The 16079-nt window shown below is 69.0% G+C and carries 18 protein-coding genes; 8 read left to right on the forward strand and 10 right to left on the reverse strand.

Going from position 1 to position 16079, the window contains the following annotated elements; genetic code table 11:
* Window positions 1–80 precede the first annotated feature (80 nt).
* Window positions 81–431 (reverse strand): DUF732 domain-containing protein, encoded by a 351-nt coding sequence (locus BEMPMBAN_RS14390; protein ID WP_159231065.1) that lies wholly within the window; start codon window positions 429–431, stop codon window positions 81–83.
* A gap of 136 nt (window positions 432–567) precedes the next feature.
* Here BEMPMBAN_RS14390 and BEMPMBAN_RS14395 point away from each other — a divergent pair, with 136 nt between their 5' ends.
* Window positions 568–1398 carry an SDR family NAD(P)-dependent oxidoreductase gene (locus tag BEMPMBAN_RS14395; protein WP_159231066.1) on the forward strand — a complete coding sequence of 277 codons (831 nt, stop codon included), beginning with the start codon at window positions 568–570 and terminating at the stop codon, window positions 1396–1398.
* 18 nt (window positions 1399–1416) lie between these two features.
* On the opposite strand, the gene BEMPMBAN_RS14400 is transcribed toward BEMPMBAN_RS14395, so the two are convergent.
* From BEMPMBAN_RS14400 to BEMPMBAN_RS14415, 4 genes are all read right to left on the reverse strand, one after another.
* Complete coding sequence (locus BEMPMBAN_RS14400; RefSeq protein WP_425294978.1) at window positions 1417–2247, reverse strand: glycine betaine ABC transporter substrate-binding protein; 831 nt, start codon at window positions 2245–2247, stop codon at window positions 1417–1419.
* Window positions 2248–2270: 23 nt separating this feature from the next.
* Window positions 2271–3476: an NAD(P)-dependent malic enzyme gene (locus tag BEMPMBAN_RS14405; RefSeq protein WP_159231068.1), complete on the reverse strand. Its 1206-nt coding sequence runs from the start codon at window positions 3474–3476 to the stop codon at window positions 2271–2273.
* 370 nt (window positions 3477–3846) lie between these two features.
* On the reverse strand, window positions 3847–4449 hold the full coding sequence (locus tag BEMPMBAN_RS14410) for a suppressor of fused domain protein (protein WP_159231069.1): 603 nt from the start codon (window positions 4447–4449) through the stop codon (window positions 3847–3849).
* A 29-nt stretch (window positions 4450–4478) separates the two neighbouring features.
* Window positions 4479–5006 (reverse strand): YflT domain-containing protein, encoded by a 528-nt coding sequence (locus BEMPMBAN_RS14415; protein WP_159231070.1) that lies wholly within the window; start codon window positions 5004–5006, stop codon window positions 4479–4481.
* Window positions 5007–5131: 125 nt separating this feature from the next.
* Here BEMPMBAN_RS14415 and BEMPMBAN_RS14420 point away from each other — a divergent pair, with 125 nt between their 5' ends.
* Entirely contained in the window at window positions 5132–5860 is a 729-nt protein-coding gene (locus BEMPMBAN_RS14420) for a DUF4190 domain-containing protein (RefSeq protein WP_159231071.1), read from the forward strand.
* A gap of 14 nt (window positions 5861–5874) precedes the next feature.
* On the forward strand, window positions 5875–6276 hold the full coding sequence (locus BEMPMBAN_RS14425; protein ID WP_159231072.1) for a DUF4190 domain-containing protein: 402 nt from the start codon (window positions 5875–5877) through the stop codon (window positions 6274–6276).
* 15 nt (window positions 6277–6291) lie between these two features.
* Here the strand turns inward: BEMPMBAN_RS14425 and BEMPMBAN_RS14430 are convergent, their stop codons facing one another.
* A complete protein-coding gene (locus BEMPMBAN_RS14430) occupies window positions 6292–7245 on the reverse strand; it encodes an HpcH/HpaI aldolase/citrate lyase family protein (RefSeq protein WP_159231073.1) in 954 nt (317 codons plus the stop codon).
* Window positions 7246–7271: 26 nt separating this feature from the next.
* Between BEMPMBAN_RS14430 and BEMPMBAN_RS14435 the strand changes: the two genes are divergently transcribed.
* From BEMPMBAN_RS14435 to BEMPMBAN_RS14450, 4 genes are all read left to right on the forward strand, one after another.
* The gene (locus BEMPMBAN_RS14435; protein WP_159231074.1) at window positions 7272–8567 is read left to right on the forward strand and encodes a magnesium transporter MgtE N-terminal domain-containing protein; all 1296 of its coding nucleotides are present in this window, start codon (window positions 7272–7274) and stop codon (window positions 8565–8567) included.
* A complete protein-coding gene (locus BEMPMBAN_RS14440) occupies window positions 8564–9106 on the forward strand; it encodes a DUF1003 domain-containing protein (RefSeq protein WP_159231075.1) in 543 nt (180 codons plus the stop codon). The genes BEMPMBAN_RS14435 and BEMPMBAN_RS14440 overlap by 4 nt, the downstream gene beginning before the upstream one ends.
* A 151-nt stretch (window positions 9107–9257) precedes the next feature.
* The gene (locus tag BEMPMBAN_RS14445) at window positions 9258–10559 is read left to right on the forward strand and encodes a lytic transglycosylase domain-containing protein (protein WP_159231076.1); all 1302 of its coding nucleotides are present in this window, start codon (window positions 9258–9260) and stop codon (window positions 10557–10559) included.
* Window positions 10560–10607: 48 nt separating this feature from the next.
* Window positions 10608–11750: an Mrp/NBP35 family ATP-binding protein gene (locus BEMPMBAN_RS14450; RefSeq protein ID WP_159231077.1), complete on the forward strand. Its 1143-nt coding sequence runs from the start codon at window positions 10608–10610 to the stop codon at window positions 11748–11750.
* A 129-nt stretch (window positions 11751–11879) separates the two neighbouring features.
* Here BEMPMBAN_RS14450 and tatB read toward each other — a convergent pair whose 3' ends face one another.
* The 4 genes from tatB to sigE form a co-directional block, all read right to left on the reverse strand.
* Window positions 11880–12293: a Sec-independent protein translocase protein TatB gene (gene tatB / locus BEMPMBAN_RS14455; protein ID WP_159231078.1), complete on the reverse strand. Its 414-nt coding sequence runs from the start codon at window positions 12291–12293 to the stop codon at window positions 11880–11882.
* Window positions 12294–12296: 3 nt separating this feature from the next.
* Window positions 12297–13784, reverse strand: a complete 1488-nt coding sequence (gene htrA, locus BEMPMBAN_RS14460; protein WP_159231079.1) for a serine protease HtrA — start codon at window positions 13782–13784, stop codon at window positions 12297–12299.
* A gap of 89 nt (window positions 13785–13873) precedes the next feature.
* Window positions 13874–14269 carry an anti-sigma E factor RseA gene (gene rseA, locus BEMPMBAN_RS14465; RefSeq protein ID WP_159231080.1) on the reverse strand — a complete coding sequence of 132 codons (396 nt, stop codon included), beginning with the start codon at window positions 14267–14269 and terminating at the stop codon, window positions 13874–13876.
* Between the two features lie 80 nt (window positions 14270–14349).
* Entirely contained in the window at window positions 14350–15183 is an 834-nt protein-coding gene (gene sigE / locus BEMPMBAN_RS14470; RefSeq protein WP_159231081.1) for an RNA polymerase sigma factor SigE, read from the reverse strand.
* A 178-nt stretch (window positions 15184–15361) separates the two neighbouring features.
* Here sigE and BEMPMBAN_RS14475 point away from each other — a divergent pair, with 178 nt between their 5' ends.
* Window positions 15362–16042, forward strand: a complete 681-nt coding sequence (locus tag BEMPMBAN_RS14475) for an O-methyltransferase (protein WP_159231082.1) — start codon at window positions 15362–15364, stop codon at window positions 16040–16042.
* The last annotated feature ends 37 nt before the right edge of the window (window positions 16043–16079 follow it).

A 16079-nucleotide genomic window follows, 5' to 3' on the forward strand; every position in this document is an offset into this window, starting at 1 on the left:
CGAGCGCGCGGGTTTGTCCGCCGACACGCCGCGGCACGCGTACTTTTTGCGCGCGCTCGCGGCCGTCGGGCGGTGGCCTGTCAGAAGAACGAGAACGGGATCCCGTCGGTCATCGCGTTGACTGCCCGCGGGCAGAAGATCGAGATGGCCAGACCGGTGAACATCGTCGCCGGCCCGAGCGGCCGGCCGAGATCGCCGGCGACGTCGGCGGCGACGTTGGCCAGGTTCTGTCCCGGTTCGGACAACATCGGACACACCTGGTGCCCCACCCGCATCGCGGTCGCCGGATCAATGTCGCCGAGGCGGTAGTGCTGCAGCGTCGACAGGAACGCATCCGCGGTGGGGTCAGCGTGTGCAGGTGCCGCGGACATGGTCGCTGCGACGGCGGCGGACGCGACGAAGGCCGCGACGGCGGAGGACTTCAACTTCATGTCCTTACTGTCGCTCTCCGGTCGCTCGCCATTACTGGCCCCCGCGATGCGACCGCCCTCACATATGGGGGACCTCGGGTATCGGGTAGCCTTGCCCTCACTCAACACGCGTAGAACAACCCGAAAAGGAGCGGATATGCAGGGCTTCGCCGGAAAGGTGGCCGTCGTGACCGGCGCCGGCTCGGGCATCGGTCAGGCGCTGGCGATCGAGCTGGGCCGCTCCGGCGCCCACGTGGCGATCAGCGACATCGACACCGAGGGCCTGGCCGTCACCGAGGAGCGCCTGAAGGCCATCGGCACCCAGGTGAAGTCCGACCGCCTCAACGTCACCGAGCGGGAACACTTCCAGCTCTACGCCGACGGTGTCGCCGAGCACTTCGGCAAGGTCAACCAGATCTACAACAACGCCGGCATCGCCTTCACCGGCGACATCGAGATCAGCCAGTACAAGGACATCGAGCGGGTGATGGACGTCGACTTCTGGGGCGTCGTCAACGGCACCAAGTCCTTCCTGCCGCACCTCATCGCCTCCGGCGACGGACACGTCGTCAACGTCTCCAGCGTCTTCGGCCTGTTCGCGGTGCCCGGCCAGGGTGCCTACAACGCGGCGAAGTTCGCGGTGCGGGGCTTCACCGAAGCGCTGCGCCAGGAGATGGCGCTCGCCAACCACCCGGTCAAGGTCACCTGTGTGCACCCCGGCGGCATCAAGACCGCCATCGCACGCAACGCGACCGCCGCCGAGGGCCTGGATCCCGAGGAGCTCGCCCAGACCTTCGACAAGAAGCTCGCCAGCACGACACCGGAGAAAGCCGCCCAGATCATCCTGGACGGGGTGCGCAAGAACAAGGCCCGGGTGCTGGTGGGCAACGACGCGAAGATGTTCGACATCGTCATCCGGGCGGTCGGCGCGCGCTACCAGTCGCTGTTTCCCAAGGTGGTCTCGAGGCTCACCCCGCCGGCACACTGAGCGCGCTCGCCGCAGAAGTCAGTGGCCGACGCCGAGCGGGTGGGCATCGAGCCATTGCCCGGCCACCAGGCCCGCGTCGGCGCCCTCGGCCACCCGGCGGCGCATCTCGGCCAGCGAACCGGTCTCCAGCACCCCGGCGATCTCGTTGAGCGCGAGCACCTGGGACTCGGTCAGCTCGTTGCGCCGGTACAGCGGCACCACGTTCTCGGCACGGATGAGCGAGGTCTCGTCGGACAGCACCACCACTTCAGGCGGTACATCCCCGGCGGCGGTCGTCGTCCACGCCGCATCGATCTGACCGGCCCGCAGCGACGCGAACATCGCTGCGTCGTCGGGGAATTCGCGCGCCTTCGGCAGGTCGCAGGTGCCCAGCGACGACGGTCGCGGAGCACCCGTCACCGCGCCCACCGACACGTCCCCACACCGGCGGGCCAGCGCCGACACGTCGCTGACGTCCCAGTCCCCGGAGGTCTTCTCGGTCACCGCGACGGCGGGTTTGTCCTGCGCCGAGGTGGTGTAGTCACCGGCGGCGACGCCCTCGGGCAACCCCGCGACCAGCATCCGGTACACCTGCACGTCCGAGCGGGCGGCGGCATCCGGGTCGAACCGTTGCAGCAGGCTCCCGGTGAAGCCCGGCGCGACGCGGATCTGCCCCGAGTCCAGCCGGCCGAGCGGATCCTGCTCGACCTCGACGTGCGCAGGGTTGCCGTAGTAGCGCAGCGCGGCGGCGTAGAGGTGGGCCACCAGTTCGGATTCCGGATCCGGGGTCGCGCCCACCGGGATCGACGGCGGCGGCTGCCCGCCACCGCACCCCGCAGCCACCAGCGCGACGACCAGCACGGACGCCAGTCGACTCGCGATGCTCCCGCGGCTCAGTCGACCGCGTCCTCGGACGCGGCGGCGACAGCGGCGGCCACCGCGGGACCGACCCGCGGGTCCAGAGCGCTGGGCACGATGTGGTCGACCGCCAGGTCGTCACCCACCACGGAGAAGATCGCCTCGGCTGCGGCGACCTTCATCTTCTCGGTGATGCGGCGCGCGCCCGCGTCGAGGGCACCGCGGAACACCCCCGGGAACGCCAGCACGTTGTTGATCTGGTTCGGGAAGTCGCTACGGCCGGTGGCCACCACGGCCGCGTACTTGCGGGCCACGTCGGGATGGATCTCGGGATCGGGGTTGGACATCGCGAACACGATGCCGCCCGGCGTCATCGTGGCGATCAGCTCCTCGGGCACCAGCCCGGCCGACACTCCCATGAACACGTCGGCGCCCTCGAGCGCCTCGGCGACGCCGCCGCGAAGACCGCGCGGGTTGGAACGGGACGCCAGCTCCGCTTTGAACGGATTGAGATCGTCGCGTCCGGTGTGCACGACGCCCTTGCTGTCGAGCACCGTGACGTCACCGATGCCCTTGGCCAACAGGATGTTCGCGCAGGCGATGCCGGCGGCGCCGGCGCCGGAGATGACGACCTTGAGCGTGTGCATGTCACGGTCGAGCACCTTGGCGGCGCCCAGCAACGCGGCGAGTACGACGATGGCGGTGCCGTGCTGATCGTCGTGCATCACCGGGCAGTCCAGCGCCTCGATGACGCGGCGCTCGATCTCGAAGCAGCGTGGCGCCGAGATGTCTTCGAGGTTGACCGCCCCGAACGTCGGCCGCAGCCGGATGATCGTCTCGACGATCTCGTCGGGGTCCTTGGTGTCCAGCACGATCGGGATGGAGTCCAGCCCGCCGAACGTCTTGAACAGCGCGCTCTTGCCCTCCATCACCGGCAGTGACGCCGCGGGCCCGATGTCGCCGAGCCCGAGCACGGCGCTGCCGTCGCTGATGACCGCCACCAGCCGGTTCGCCCAGGTGTAGCGCTTGGCCAGCGTGGCATCGGCCGCAATCGCGCGGCTGACCTGCGCCACCCCGGGGGTGTAGGCGATCGACAGTGCCCGCTGGGTATCCAGTGGCGATTTCAGTTCGACGGTGAGCTTGCCCCCCTCGTGGGCCTCGAAGATCTCGTTGTCCTCGATGACAACCTGGGGCGTGCGCGTCTCAGACGCGCGGGAGGAACCGACAGCACTTTCCGACACGGCCGTCAGGGTAGCCGACGGGCCGAGCTCACAGAGACGGGTTCCCCGTTCGTGAGGAGATCGGCACCTGCGGGACGCGTCGCATCCCTGCCGCCGGTCACGGCACACGATCGGGACACCTCAGTCGGAGGGAGGCCCGCAATGCCGTCGTTTCGCACGTTGCCACCGTCGCGGCTGCGGACTCACACCCCGACCGAGTGCCCGGACGCCAAGAGCATCCACGTACCCGTGGCCGAGGTGTTCCGCCTGCACGAACTCGCCGTGCACGCCCGTCAACGACCCAACTGCTCTAACCCCGCCGGAACGGTATTCCAGCAGGCCCACACTCGCATTTCGGCTGCTGGAATACCGTTCCGGCGTGAGGAGCCGCTCACTTCGGACTGGCGGCCCGCCGCCGTGGGTCCGTCGGATCGACCCCGTCCTGCTCCCACGCCTCCCGCATGGCCTCGGCGCCTTTCAGCCGCACCCACGCCGCTTCGGTGGCCGTGATCGGGACCGCCGACAACACTGAGACCGGCGACAGTGGTTCGGGCAGCACGACCTCGTCGATCGCACCGGGCCCCAACAGGTATGCCGTGAAGGGGGCACCCTGCCACAGCGGGGTCTCGAGATCGACGAGCGCGTCGGGTTCCAGGATCAGCCCTTCGACGGCAGGAGCGGCCGCGACCACCGCGACCGACCGCGCCAGCCCGACGGGTGACGGTCCGCGCAGCGCGACGGCGACCTCGGCGCGGGGCCCTCGAACGGGATCGGCGACGAGGTCGGCGGGGTCCACCATCGGGTGGCGCGAACAGCCCACCGAAACGTAGTGCACTGCAGCGGCATCGGCCCCCTCCGGCGCCCCGAACCGGACGACGTCGATGGGGTCGGCGCCGAGGAACGTGACACTCGCTTCGACGGGCTCGGCGGTGATTCCCATCCGGGTGAAATGGTCGCGCAAGTGAGCGCGAACCCGGGCGAGGACGTCGCTCATCGGGTCTCGGCGATCGCAGCCATCCGCAATCAGATCGTCAGACGTGCCAGCAGGTCGCGGCCCCGCTCGGCGCTCTGCGGATCACACAACACGTCGTATCGGCCGGCGACGAGTTGCAACGTCGAACTGAAATCTCTTGTGCCCCGGGCCATCGCATACGGGATCGCCGACGTGATCAGACCGAAGAACACGCCCGCGACCAGACCGGTGACCAACGCGCTCCACGGGTTGGGGCTGAAGAAGCCCAGGATCAGGCCGATGAACAACCCCAGCCAGGCGCCCGTGAGGACACCGCCGCCGAGCACCTTGGGCCAGGTCAGTTTCCCGGTGACCCGCTCGACCTGCATCAGGTCGACCCCGACGATGGTCACGTGTTCGACAGGAAACTGCTGGTCGGTGAGGTAGTCCACGGCACGCTGAGCTTCCGCGTACGTCGGATAGGACCCGATCGGCCACCCCTTGGGAGGGGTGGGCAGGCCGGCCGGACGGCCTCTTCCCGAGGCGGGGCCGCCGGATGCCCCACCGGGATTCTGTCCAGGCTGGAACGGGCTGGTCATCGTCGGTGAACTCCTTCGATTGCGCGACGTGCAAGGCTAGTGTGCCGTCAACGATCCCGGCCGGCCAAAGGTGCCCCGACTTGGGCCCACCTCGGGTTACCTTCGGTTGCGCTAGGTTGATCAGCATGACAAATTCGGACGACGAGTCAGGCCGAATCGAATCTTCCGATTCCTCCGGCGGCGGGTCCGAGCCGTCCCCGGCAGGCCACGAAGCGCCCCCGATCGCGCAGAACGAGGCGTCGACGCCGCCGCAGGGCACCCCGCCCGCGCCGTCGGACTACCCGCCCCCGGCATACGGCCAGCAGCCCACCCCGTCGGATTCCGGGTTCGACACCCCGGCCACCGGTTTCCCGCCGCCCGGCGGTTACCAGCCGCCCGGCGGTTACCAGCCGCCCGGCAGTTACCAGCCGCCCGGCGGTTACCAGCCCCCCGGTGGCTATCCGCCACCGCCTTCGGGTTACCCGCCGCCGTATCCCGACCAGGGCACGGCGCCGTACCCGAATCCGGGCTACGGCGCGCCGGCGTATCCACCGCCGCCGCAGTACGGCGGCTATCCGCCGCCACCTGCCGGCTACCCCGGCGCCGACTACAGCTATGCCGGATCGGACTACGGATACGGGGCCCCGGTTCAGCAGGGCACCAACAACCTTGCGATCTGGTCGCTGGTGGCGTCGATTCTCGGGGTGTGCTGCGGCCTGGGCTCGATCATCGGCATCGTGCTCGGGGTCATGGCACTCAACCAGATGAAGCAGACGCGGCAGGCAGGCAACGGCCTGGCAATCGCCGGCATCGTGGTGGGTGTGGTGACGCTGTTGATCAGCTTCGGTTGGACCATTTCGATGCTGGCAGCCTGACCCGGTAGACCCGGATGACCGCGAGCGGACCCGAGCAGCCGAGTCGCGGTGTCGGGCCGCCGCCGTTGGATTATCCGGCCGATGTCGGGCTGCCGCCGCCGCTGTACCCGCCGCCGTACCCCGGCTACTACCAGCCGTATCCGACCTCGCCGGGCCATCCCCCGATTTGGCCGCTGAAGCCACCGGGCACCAACGGCAAGGCGGTCGCCGCGCTGGTGACATCGCTGGGCGGGTTGATCTGCTGCGGCCTGCCTGCGCTCGTCGGGCTGGTGTTGGGGATCGTCGCCATGCGCGAGACCAAGCGCACCGGGCAGGACGGCCATGCGCTGGGCGTGGCCGCCGTCGTCGTCAGCGTTGTCGTCCTCGCCGGCTACTTCCTCTACCTGTCGGTGGCGATCCTGCTCAGCCTCCGGTGACCGGCTCGAGCGTCACTACGAGGGCCGGAACGGTTCCCCGGTGCGCTTCATCCCCGCAGCACGACCCTTGCCGGCGATCACCAGCGCCATCTTGCGGCTTGCCTCATCGATCATCTCGTCGCCGAGCATCACCGCGCCCCTCGCGCCGCCGGCGCGGGAGGTGTGCCATTCATAGGCCTCCAGGATCAGCTCGGCGTGGTCATAGGCCTCCTGGCGTGGGCTGAAGATCTGATTGCCCGCAGCGATCTGGTCGGGATGCAGCACCCATTTCCCGTCGTAACCCAACGCCGCAGACCGGCCTGCCACCACCCGAAACGCCTCGGTGTCGCGGACCTTCAGGTAGGGGCCGTCGATGGCGGCGATGCCGTTGGCGCGTGCGGCGACCAGGATCCGCATCAGAATGTGGTGGTAGGCGTCGCCGACGTCGTAACCCTCGGGCTGCTCGCCCACCACCAGCGTGCGCATGTTCAGGCTGGCCATCAGATCGGCGGGGCCCAGCACCAGCGCCTGTACGCGGGGTCCGGCCGCGATCGCGTCGATGTCGGTCAGTCCCCGGGCGTCCTCGATCTGCGCTTCGATACCGATGCGCCCGGCCGGTAGGCCGTGCGTGGCCTCCAGTTGCCCGAGCAGCAGGTCCAGTGCGTGGATGTGCGACACGTCGGTCACCTTGGGCAACACCACGACGTCGAGTGCCGCGCCCGCGGCGGCGACGACTTCGATGACGTCGGCATGGGTCCACGGTGTCGTCCAGTCGTTGACCCGGACGCCGCGCAACTGACCGGCCCAACCGGGTTCACCGAGGGCGGCGGCGACCCGGGACCGCGCTTGGCTTTTCGCGTCGGGGGCGACGGCATCCTCGAGGTCGAGGAACACCTCGTCGGCCGGCAGTGTCTTGGCCTTCTCGATCATCTTGGCGCTGCTGCCCGGCACGGACAGGCACGTCCGGCGGGGTCGATACCGGTTTTCCACAACAACACTCTCTACCCTTGACCTCCATGGCGTCGGTCAACAGGGTCTATGCGGCCCGACTCGCGGGAATGGTGGTGCTCGGCCCCGACGGCGAGTCCATCGGCCGGGTACGTGATGTGGTCATCGGTATCAGCCTGGTGCGACAACAACCGCGCGTCCTCGGACTCGTCTGCGAGTTGCTCAGCCGCAGAAGAATTTTCGTGCCGATCCTGCGCGTCACAGCGATCGAGCCCGGCGCGGTGACCCTCTCCACCGGCAACGTGTCCCTGCGGCGCTTCTCCCAACGTCCCGGCGAGGTTCTGGTTCTGGGGCAGGTCATCGAGACCCGGGTTCGCGTCGACGACCCGGATCTGGAGCAACTCGCCGGACTCGACGTGGTGGTCGTCGATCTCGGTATCGAGCAGACCCGGACCCGCGATTGGGTGGTCACCAAGGTGGCGGTGCGTCCGCAACGCCGCCTCGGCCGGCGCAGCAATGTGCACGCCGTCGACTGGCAGCACGTCCACGGCCTCACACCGTCCGGCCTCGCAATGCCGGACCAGGGCGTGGCCCAGTTGCTCGAGCAGTTCCAGGGGCAGCGGGCTGTGGAGGTGGCCGACGCCATCCGAGAGCTGCCCAACAAGCGGCGCTACGAGGTGGTCAACGCGCTCGACGACGAACGGCTCGCCGATGTCCTGCAGGAGCTGCCGGAGGACCAGCAGCTCGCGGTGCTGCGGCAGCTCAAGACCGACCGGGCCGCCGACGTGCTCGAGGCGATGGACCCCGACGACGCGGCGGATCTTCTCGGGACGATGGCACCGGCGGATGCCGAACAGTTCCTGCGTCGCATGGACCCGGAGGACTCCGAGGACGTGCGCCGCCTGCTCAGCCATTCGCCGAACACCGCCGGCGGTCTGATGACCTCGGAACCGGTGGTGCTCGCCCCCGACACCACCGTCGCCGAAGCCCTTGCCCGGGTGCGGGATCCGGACCTGACACCGGCGCTGGCATCGGTGGTCTTCGTGGTGCGTCCGCCCACCTCCACACCTACCGGCCGCTACCTCGGGTGTGTGCATCTGCAACGTCTGCTGCGCGAACCACCCGCCGAGCTGGTCAGCGGAATCGTCGACACCGACCTGCCCTACCTGCGGCCGCAGGACTCGCTGGGCGCGCTCACACGCTATTTCGCCGCCTACAACCTGGTGTGCGGACCGGTGGTGGACGACGAGAGTCACCTCGTCGGTGCGGTCTCCGTCGACGACGTTCTCGACCACCTGTTGCCCGACGACTGGCGCGAACGTGAGGCCGAACCCGAGATCGTCACCGTCGAGGGCACGAAATGAGCGACAGCTCGGCCCGGCAGCGGCTCGACACCCCGCGGGTCTCCCGGTCGCTGACCCCGCGAGTGGACGCGGAGGCGGTCGGGCGGGTCAGCGAACGATTCGCCCGGTTCCTCGGCACCGGTCGGTACCTGGCGATCCAGACCGTCGCGGTGATCGTGTGGATCCTGCTCAACATCGGCGCCTTCGCCTGGCAGTGGGATCCCTACCCGTTCATCCTTCTCAACCTCGCGTTCTCCACGCAGGCGGCCTATGCGGCGCCGCTGATCCTGCTCGCCCAGAACAGGCAGGAGAACCGCGACCGGGTCTCCCTGGAGGAAGACCGCAGGCGCGCCGAGCAGACCAAAGCCGACACCGAGTACCTGGCGCGCGAGCTGGCAGCGCTACGTCTGGCGGTCGGCGAGGTCGCCACCCGCGATTACCTGCGCCGAGAATTGGAGGAGGTCCGCGACCTGATCGCCACGCTGCGCCCACCCGTCGGGGACGGCGCCGAGGAACCGAGCAAACACGACACCGACCGGCCCTCGAAGAAGAACGGGTGAAACAGCTGCGGCGATTGCTGTTACGCCAGCGTTGCCGAGTCGGTATGGTGACTTGATTCACAGGCGACCACACGACTAGGACGGTTGAGTGCACATCGGGCGAAAAGCCTCCTCGGGGACGGCGAAGCGGCAGGCTGGTCGAGTGGTCCACATGCCGGCTTTTGGTGTCGCCGCAGTGCTCGCCCCCCTCGTGCTCGCTGGTGCCGTCGGAGCGTCCGCGCCGTCGACCAACCTGCCTAGCCGCGATTCCGCGGTGATGCCGCTGGCCGCGGTGGAACTCTCGCCCGATGACCGGTCCGGCGCGTCGGTCGTCGCCGTGACCAAGACGCCGGCCCCGCTGCGCATCGCCGCCAGCAACTCGTCTGCGCCGCCACCCGCGGCAGTGGTGAACTCACCTGGCGCACTACGCATTCCGTCGATGGCGCTGGCGGCGTACCGCAACGCCGAGAGCATGATGACAGCGGCCTACCCGGGCTGCGGGGTGAGCTGGAACCTTCTGGCCGGGATCGGCCGGATCGAGTCGATGCATGCCTACGGTGGCGCGACCGATTCGCGTGGCACCGCGGTGCGCCCGATCTACGGCCCCACGTTGGACGGCACGCTGCCGGGCAACGAGGTCATCGTGCAGAGCCGCACCGCCGACCGGGTCACCTACGCCAGGGCGATGGGGCCGATGCAGTTCCTGCCGGGAACCTGGTCGCGCTACGCCTCCGACGGGGACGGTGACGGCAAGGCCGATGTGCAGAACATCTACGACGCGTCGCTGGCTGCGGCCCGTTATCTGTGCAGCGGCGGGATGAATCTGCGCAACCAGTCCGACGTGATGGCCGCGATCCTGCGCTACAACAACTCGATGGCCTATGCCCGCAACGTGCTGAGCTGGGCGGCGTCGTACGCGACCGGGGTCGTGCCCGTCGACCTGCCACCGATCAACGGGTCGGTCCCGTCACTCGACGACTACACCGGGACCACCGCCGTCACCCACCTCGAGCGCACCCAGGGCATCGGGCCGGGGCTGCCGATGAATGCCACCGGCCTGCCCGCCAACGACCCGCTTTCGCTGCTGCCGCTGATGGAGCGGACCGACGCGGCCCGCCAGATCTCCACGAACCTGCCGGGGTTCGCGCCCGGACAGTCCCTGGGCCCGCTGCCGGGTCCCGCGCCGGCCCCGGCAGCCGCACCCCAGCCGGTGGCCCCGCCGCCGCCGGATTGGCTGCCTGCGTGGATGCGACCACCAGCGCAGCAGCAGCCGGAGTGCGCGGTCTTCTGCATCCAGAGCACCCCACCGCCGGCGGCACCACCCGGGATCGCACCGCCCGCGGGTCCGGTCGCCCAGCCACTTCTTCCGCCGGGTCCACCGGCCGCGCCACCGCCGCCGCCCCCGCCGGGCCCGGCTCCGGGGCCCGGTCCCCTGCCACCGGCGCTCGGGCCCGCCCCCGGGCCGGTGGGCTGAGCCACCGCCTTCGGGCCGTCACCGGTCTGCGGCCTAGACTCGCGGGTGATGTCCCCAACTCCGATTGACCTCGAATCCTCGGTGCGCGCCGCGCTCGCCAAGGTGATCGACCCCGAACTGCGTCGTCCGATCACCGAGATCGGCATGGTCAAGAACGTCACCGTCGGGCATGACGGCTCCGTGCATGTCGAGGTGTACCTGACCACGTCGGCATGCCCGAAGAAGACCGAGATCACCGACAGCGTCAGCCGCGCCGTCAGCGACGTTCCCGGCACCGGCGCGGTCAACGTGACCCTCGACGTCATGAACGACGAACAACGCGCCGAACTGCGCAAGCAACTGCGCGGCGATTCCCGTGAACCGGTGATCCCGTTCGCCCAGCCCGGTTCGTTGACCCGCGTGTATGCCGTCGCATCCGGGAAAGGTGGTGTCGGCAAGTCCAGCGTCACGGTGAACCTGGCCGCCGCGATGGCCGCACGCGGGCTGTCGGTCGGGCTGCTCGACGCCGACATCTACGGGCATTCGGTGCCCAGGATGATGGGCACCACCGACCGCCCCACCCAGGTCGACTCGATGATCCTGCCACCGGTCGCACACGACGTCCGGGTGATCTCGATCGCGATGTTCACGCAGGGCAACACACCAGTGGTGTGGCGCGGGCCGATGCTGCACCGGGCGCTTCAACAGTTCCTTGCCGATGTGTACTGGGGTGATCTGGATGTCCTGCTGCTGGACCTGCCGCCCGGCACCGGCGATATCGCGATCTCGGTATCGCAGTTGATCCCCGGCGCGGAGATCCTGGTGGTCACGACACCCCAGATGGCCGCCGCAGAGGTCGCCGAGCGGGCCGGAGCCATCGCATTGCAGACCAGGCAGCGCATCGTCGGCGTGGTGGAGAACATGGCCGGGCTGGTGCTGCCCGACGGGTCGACCATGCAGATCTTCGGCGAGGGCGGTGGCCTCAAGGTCGCCGAGAACCTGTCGCGAGCGGTCGGCGCCGACGTGCCGCTGCTCGGCCAGGTGCCGCTGGATCCCGCGCTGGTCTCGGCCGGCGATTCGGGAACGCCGCTGGTGCTGTCCGACCCGGACTCCGCGGCTGCCAAACAGCTGCGCAGCATTGCCGACGCGCTGTCGAGCCGTAAGCGTGGACTGGCCGGCATGTCTTTGGGGCTGGACCCCGCCGGTCGCTGACGCTCTCGCCGAAGCCACGCTCTCCCCGGAGCCACGCTCTCGCCGGAACTGCGTTCCAGCAGGGCCGCTCTCACAATTCGGCTGCCGGAATACAGTTCCGGCGAAGGGGTTGTCGGATCGCCGGGGTTGTCAGGTGGCGTCGGTGTCGAACGGCGTCGACGTCGAGGGCTCAGGCGTGGTCGGCGCGACCTCGGCCGGGCCGGGACCGGACTGCGGCTTCACCGTGGGAGTCTGCTTCCCGTTTCCGGCGTCGAACCTGCCGGTGAAGATCGAGTCGTCGCCGTCGAGCAGGTGCTTGGTCAATGCCGCGCGCGGCGTCATGCCCCGGAGCCGCTGCAACTCCGAGAGCGGTTCACGCAGGTCCTCGAACTCCGGGCCGAGATCCTCGCGGAGTTGGCTGGTGGCACCACTGACGTAGTCCCGCGCCTGCCGCAACGCCCCCGACGTCCACCGGATCGCCCCAGGCAACCGCTCAGGTCCGAGAATCACCAGACCGGCGATCACCAGGAGCAGCATCTCGCCCCAACCGACGTTGGCGAACATCGGCTACGTGCTGTTGTCCGGACCGGGGGTGACGGTGAGCGTCACGCGACGGCCGTCACGGACGACCTCGATGGGTGCCGCCTCACCGATCCTGAGTTGCCGCACGGCGACGACGAACTCGTCGGCGTCGGCAACTTCGCGGTCACCAACCTTGACGACGACATCGTTCTCGAGGATGCCGGCGCGCTCCGCGGGTCCGCCCGCCGTCACGTTGGCGATCTGCGCACCATTGCTGACGTCGTTGCTCACCGAGCGCGCAGTCAGACCGAGTGTCGGGTGCGCGATCTTGCCGCTCTGGATCAAGGTCTCCACGACCTGCTTGACTTCGTTGACCGGGATCGCGAACCCGAGGCCGCTGGCGCTGTCCGACAGCGATTTGCCCGCGGTGTTGATACCGATGACCTCGGCGTTCATGTTGATCAGAGGTCCACCCGAGTTGCCGTGGTTGATCGATGCGTCGGTCTGCACGCCGTCGATCACGGTGTCGGTGTCGGAGCCGTCGCCGGACAGCGGTACCGGTCGGTTCAGCGCGCTGATGATGCCGGTGGTGACCGTGCTGCGTAACCCGAGGGGGGCACCCGCGGCGATCACCTCTTCACCGACCTGGAGTTTGTCGGAGTCGCCCATCCGTGCGACGACGAGGTTGTCCACGTTGTCGACCTTGAGCACCGCGAGGTCGGTCTTGGGGTCGCGGCCGACGAGATTGGCGGGCACCTCTTTGCCGTCGTTGAACACCACCGCAAGCTCGTACTTGGCCGGGTTGGAGGCGGCTTCGGAGATCACGTGGTTGTTGGTGACGATGTAGCCACGGCCGTCGACGACGACGCCGGATCCCTGGGAACCCTCGCTGTCGCTGGTCGCCTCGATGGTGACCACTGAATCAGCAACGGCGGCAGCGACTTCGGTGAACCGGCCGGGCGGCAGGTCGGGCCTATCGCCGGTCTCCAGGGTCACCTTCGACGTCGTGAACGCGCCGACCACTTCCGCGGTGGTGCGGCCCACCCAGCCACCGGCGACGCCGATGACCAGCGCCACGATGCCGAGCACGCCGAGGGCGGCATAGGAGACCCTGCCGCCGAAGAGCACGTCCCGCACCCCCAGCTTTCCGGTCTCGACGCTGGCCTGTGCCGGTGGGCTCGGCGCGAACGCCGGGGTTCCCAACGCCGCGGCTGAACCGGGGTTGCGCCACGGATCGTCGGGTTCGTCGGCGCTATCGTCCCTTTCGGCCTCGAGTGCGCCCGCGTCGGTCGGGTGCCGCTGCAGTGACTCGCTGCCCGGATGGGTGCGGCCGAAGGCCTCGGCCAGCACCGGGTCCGGGGCCTGGTCTTTGGGGGTGTACTCCCCCTGGTCGCGATGTTGGCCGGCGGCCACAAAGGAGCCGGCCACCCCCTCGGGCCGACCGAACACCCGCTTGGCCGCCGGATCGACCGGTGGGCGCGACACGGGGCGCGGTTCCAGACGCTCCCGACCGGACTGGTCCAGATTGGTCACCCGTTCATCGCCCTTCCCAATACCCTCTGACTAGGCCTTCAGGCGCCAGCGATCGCCGACGCACGTCGATGGTCGACTCTGCTTCCACCTTACCGGCGCTTGCGACGAGCGCGCGGCCTGCCGTCAGCTAACTGGGACCCGTCAGGCGGGTCCAGAGCTTCCTCCGGTGGGTGGTGCGGGATCTGGGACAACAGCCCCAGCAAAGAACTCGGCATCGCCACAGGGCAGGAATCCCGCAACGCCGACCGCGCCTGGCGCTGGGCGTCGACCTCAAGCGCGCAGTCGGGGCACAGCGACAGGTGATGGGCCGCGCGCAGATGAGCGGACATCCGGAGCTCGCCATCGACGAACGCGGCGACGGCCTCGGTCGACAGGTGTTCGGTGGAACCGAATTGGCGGGGACCGACCGGTGAGTCGCTCTGCGAGGCGAACTGCGTCGGAAGCCAGGAGAAGGCGCGCCGGAACGCATGTCCGGGATCAACCATCACCCAGCTCCTCTCCGCTCCGGTCACGTCGGGCCTACTTCGAATGTAGCGCGGCATGCTGTGAGACAACGGGTAGAACGTCAGGCAGACCTGGCCGAGTCGCGAAAACCCTCCGCCAGATCGCCATCGGAGTGGCGGGCCAGGTGATCACGCAACGCCTGGCGACCACGGTGGATGCGGCTGCGCACGGTTCCCAGCTTCACCCCGAGGGTCGCCCCGATCTCCTCGTAGGACAGACCTTCGATGTCACACAGCACCACCGCGGCGCGGAACTCCGGGGGAAGCGAATCCAACGCGGCCTGCAGGTCGGGGCCCAGCCGCGAGTCGTGGTAGATCTGCTCGGGGTTGGGTTCGTCGGCGGGCACGCGGTCGTAGTCCTCGGGCAGGGCTTCCATGCGGATGCGGCCGCGGCGGCGCACCATGTCGAGGAACAGGTTCGTCGTGATGCGGTGCAGCCAGCCCTCGAAGGTGCCGGGCTGATAGTTCTGCACCGATCGGAACACCCGGATGAACGTCTCCTGGGTCAGATCCTCGGCATCGTGCTGGTTGCCGGACAGCCGGTAGGCGAGCCGATACACCCGGTCGGCATGCTGGCGGACCAGCTCGTCCCAGCTGGGCATCGCGGTCTTGTCGCCGGTGGCGTCGAACACCGCCGTGCCGATCAGCTCGTCGGTGGACTCCACCCATTCGCCGTCGGTGTACTGCTCACGGTGAGCCATCGTCACAGGTGCAGCGACCGAAGCGGCAGGCGGGACAGCATGGGTGGTGATCGTCGGATCCTCCAGTTCGGGACGTTGGCGGCTCTCAGTCGAAAACCGCTCGACATCGACAACACGGCGCGGGGCGGCGTTCTTCCCCGAGTAACTCTCGGGCCGCAGAAACTCACTGCGTGCGCTGAATGCGCCGTCTGTCATGCACTCACCGTCTCCTGCGCTCGTGTGCCTGGCATATGAGCTAACTGAACATTTCCTGAGAAAGATCGCTACCCATTTTTCGACCAGCGAAAACGGTGGTCGCCGCCCTGATCGTCGGAAACTGCGGCCGGGCGTGTCGCAGCGCCGGCAACCCGCGCTTCGCTCTACGCTGCGGGGCATGGCCAGCACCGACGAGCCCGAAGCTCGCTCCGGCGATTCCGGCGCGCGGGCGAGTCAGGCCGAGGCGATCGTCGCGCATGCCGAGCACTCGATCTCCGAGGACGCGATCGTGGCTGCGGCCAGAGAGCGTGCGGTGGACATCGGCGCAGGTGCGGTGACCCCCGCCGTCGGCGCGTTGCTGTGCGTCCTGGCGAAGCTGACCGGCGCGAAAGCGGTCGTGGAGGTCGGTACCGGCGCGGGCGTGAGTGGGCTGTGGCTGCTGTCGGGGATGCGGGAGGACGGGGTGTTGACGACGATCGATGTCGAACCCGAGCACCAGCGCGTCGCCAAGCAGGCCTACACCGAGGCGGGCGTCGGCCCCGGCCGCACCAGGCTGATCAGCGGCCGCGCCCAGGAAGTGCTCACCCGGTTGGCCGACGACTCCTACGACCTGGTGTTCATCGACGCCGATCCCGCGGACCAACCCCAGTTCGTGGTCGAGGGCGTGCGACTGCTGCGCCCCGGTGGTGCGATCGTCGTGCATCGAGCCGCCCTAGGGGGACGGGCCGGCGACGCCGCTGCCCACGACAGCGAGGTCAGTGCGGTCCGCGAGGCGGCGCGGTTGATCGCCGAGGACGAGCGACTGACGCCGGTGCTGATCCCGCTGGGTGACGGACTGCTCGCCGCCGCACGCGACTGACCCCTTCCTCTCTGGCGCGCGTCGGTGCGCCGACCCG

The organism is Mycolicibacterium austroafricanum (genome assembly GCF_902705885.1).
Classification (GTDB): Bacteria; Actinomycetota; Actinomycetes; order Mycobacteriales; family Mycobacteriaceae; genus Mycobacterium; species Mycobacterium vanbaalenii_A.

Bases quoted from the DNA above. Each gene is read 5' to 3' on its own strand.
- BEMPMBAN_RS14390 (WP_159231065.1), bottom strand. From the start codon at position 431: ATGAAGTTGAAGTCCTCCGCCGTCGCGGCCTTCGTCGCGTCCGCCGCC.
- BEMPMBAN_RS14395 (WP_159231066.1), top strand. From the start codon at position 568: ATGCAGGGCTTCGCCGGAAAGGTGGCCGTCGTGACCGGCGCCGGCTCG.
- BEMPMBAN_RS14410 (WP_159231069.1), bottom strand. From the start codon at position 4,449: ATGAGCGACGTCCTCGCCCGGGTTCGCGCTCACTTGCGCGACCATTTC.
- BEMPMBAN_RS14415 (WP_159231070.1), bottom strand. From the start codon at position 5,006: ATGACCAGCCCGTTCCAGCCTGGACAGAATCCCGGTGGGGCATCCGGC.
- BEMPMBAN_RS14420 (WP_159231071.1), top strand. From the start codon at position 5,132: ATGACAAATTCGGACGACGAGTCAGGCCGAATCGAATCTTCCGATTCC.
- BEMPMBAN_RS14425 (WP_159231072.1), top strand. From the start codon at position 5,875: ATGACCGCGAGCGGACCCGAGCAGCCGAGTCGCGGTGTCGGGCCGCCG.
- BEMPMBAN_RS14435 (WP_159231074.1), top strand. From the start codon at position 7,272: ATGGCGTCGGTCAACAGGGTCTATGCGGCCCGACTCGCGGGAATGGTG.
- BEMPMBAN_RS14440 (WP_159231075.1), top strand. From the start codon at position 8,564: ATGAGCGACAGCTCGGCCCGGCAGCGGCTCGACACCCCGCGGGTCTCC.
- BEMPMBAN_RS14445 (WP_159231076.1), top strand. From the start codon at position 9,258: ATGCCGGCTTTTGGTGTCGCCGCAGTGCTCGCCCCCCTCGTGCTCGCT.
- BEMPMBAN_RS14450 (WP_159231077.1), top strand. From the start codon at position 10,608: ATGTCCCCAACTCCGATTGACCTCGAATCCTCGGTGCGCGCCGCGCTC.
- tatB (WP_159231078.1), bottom strand. From the start codon at position 12,293: ATGTTCGCCAACGTCGGTTGGGGCGAGATGCTGCTCCTGGTGATCGCC.
- rseA (WP_159231080.1), bottom strand. From the start codon at position 14,269: ATGGTTGATCCCGGACATGCGTTCCGGCGCGCCTTCTCCTGGCTTCCG.
- sigE (WP_159231081.1), bottom strand. From the start codon at position 15,183: ATGACAGACGGCGCATTCAGCGCACGCAGTGAGTTTCTGCGGCCCGAG.
- BEMPMBAN_RS14475 (WP_159231082.1), top strand. From the start codon at position 15,362: ATGGCCAGCACCGACGAGCCCGAAGCTCGCTCCGGCGATTCCGGCGCG.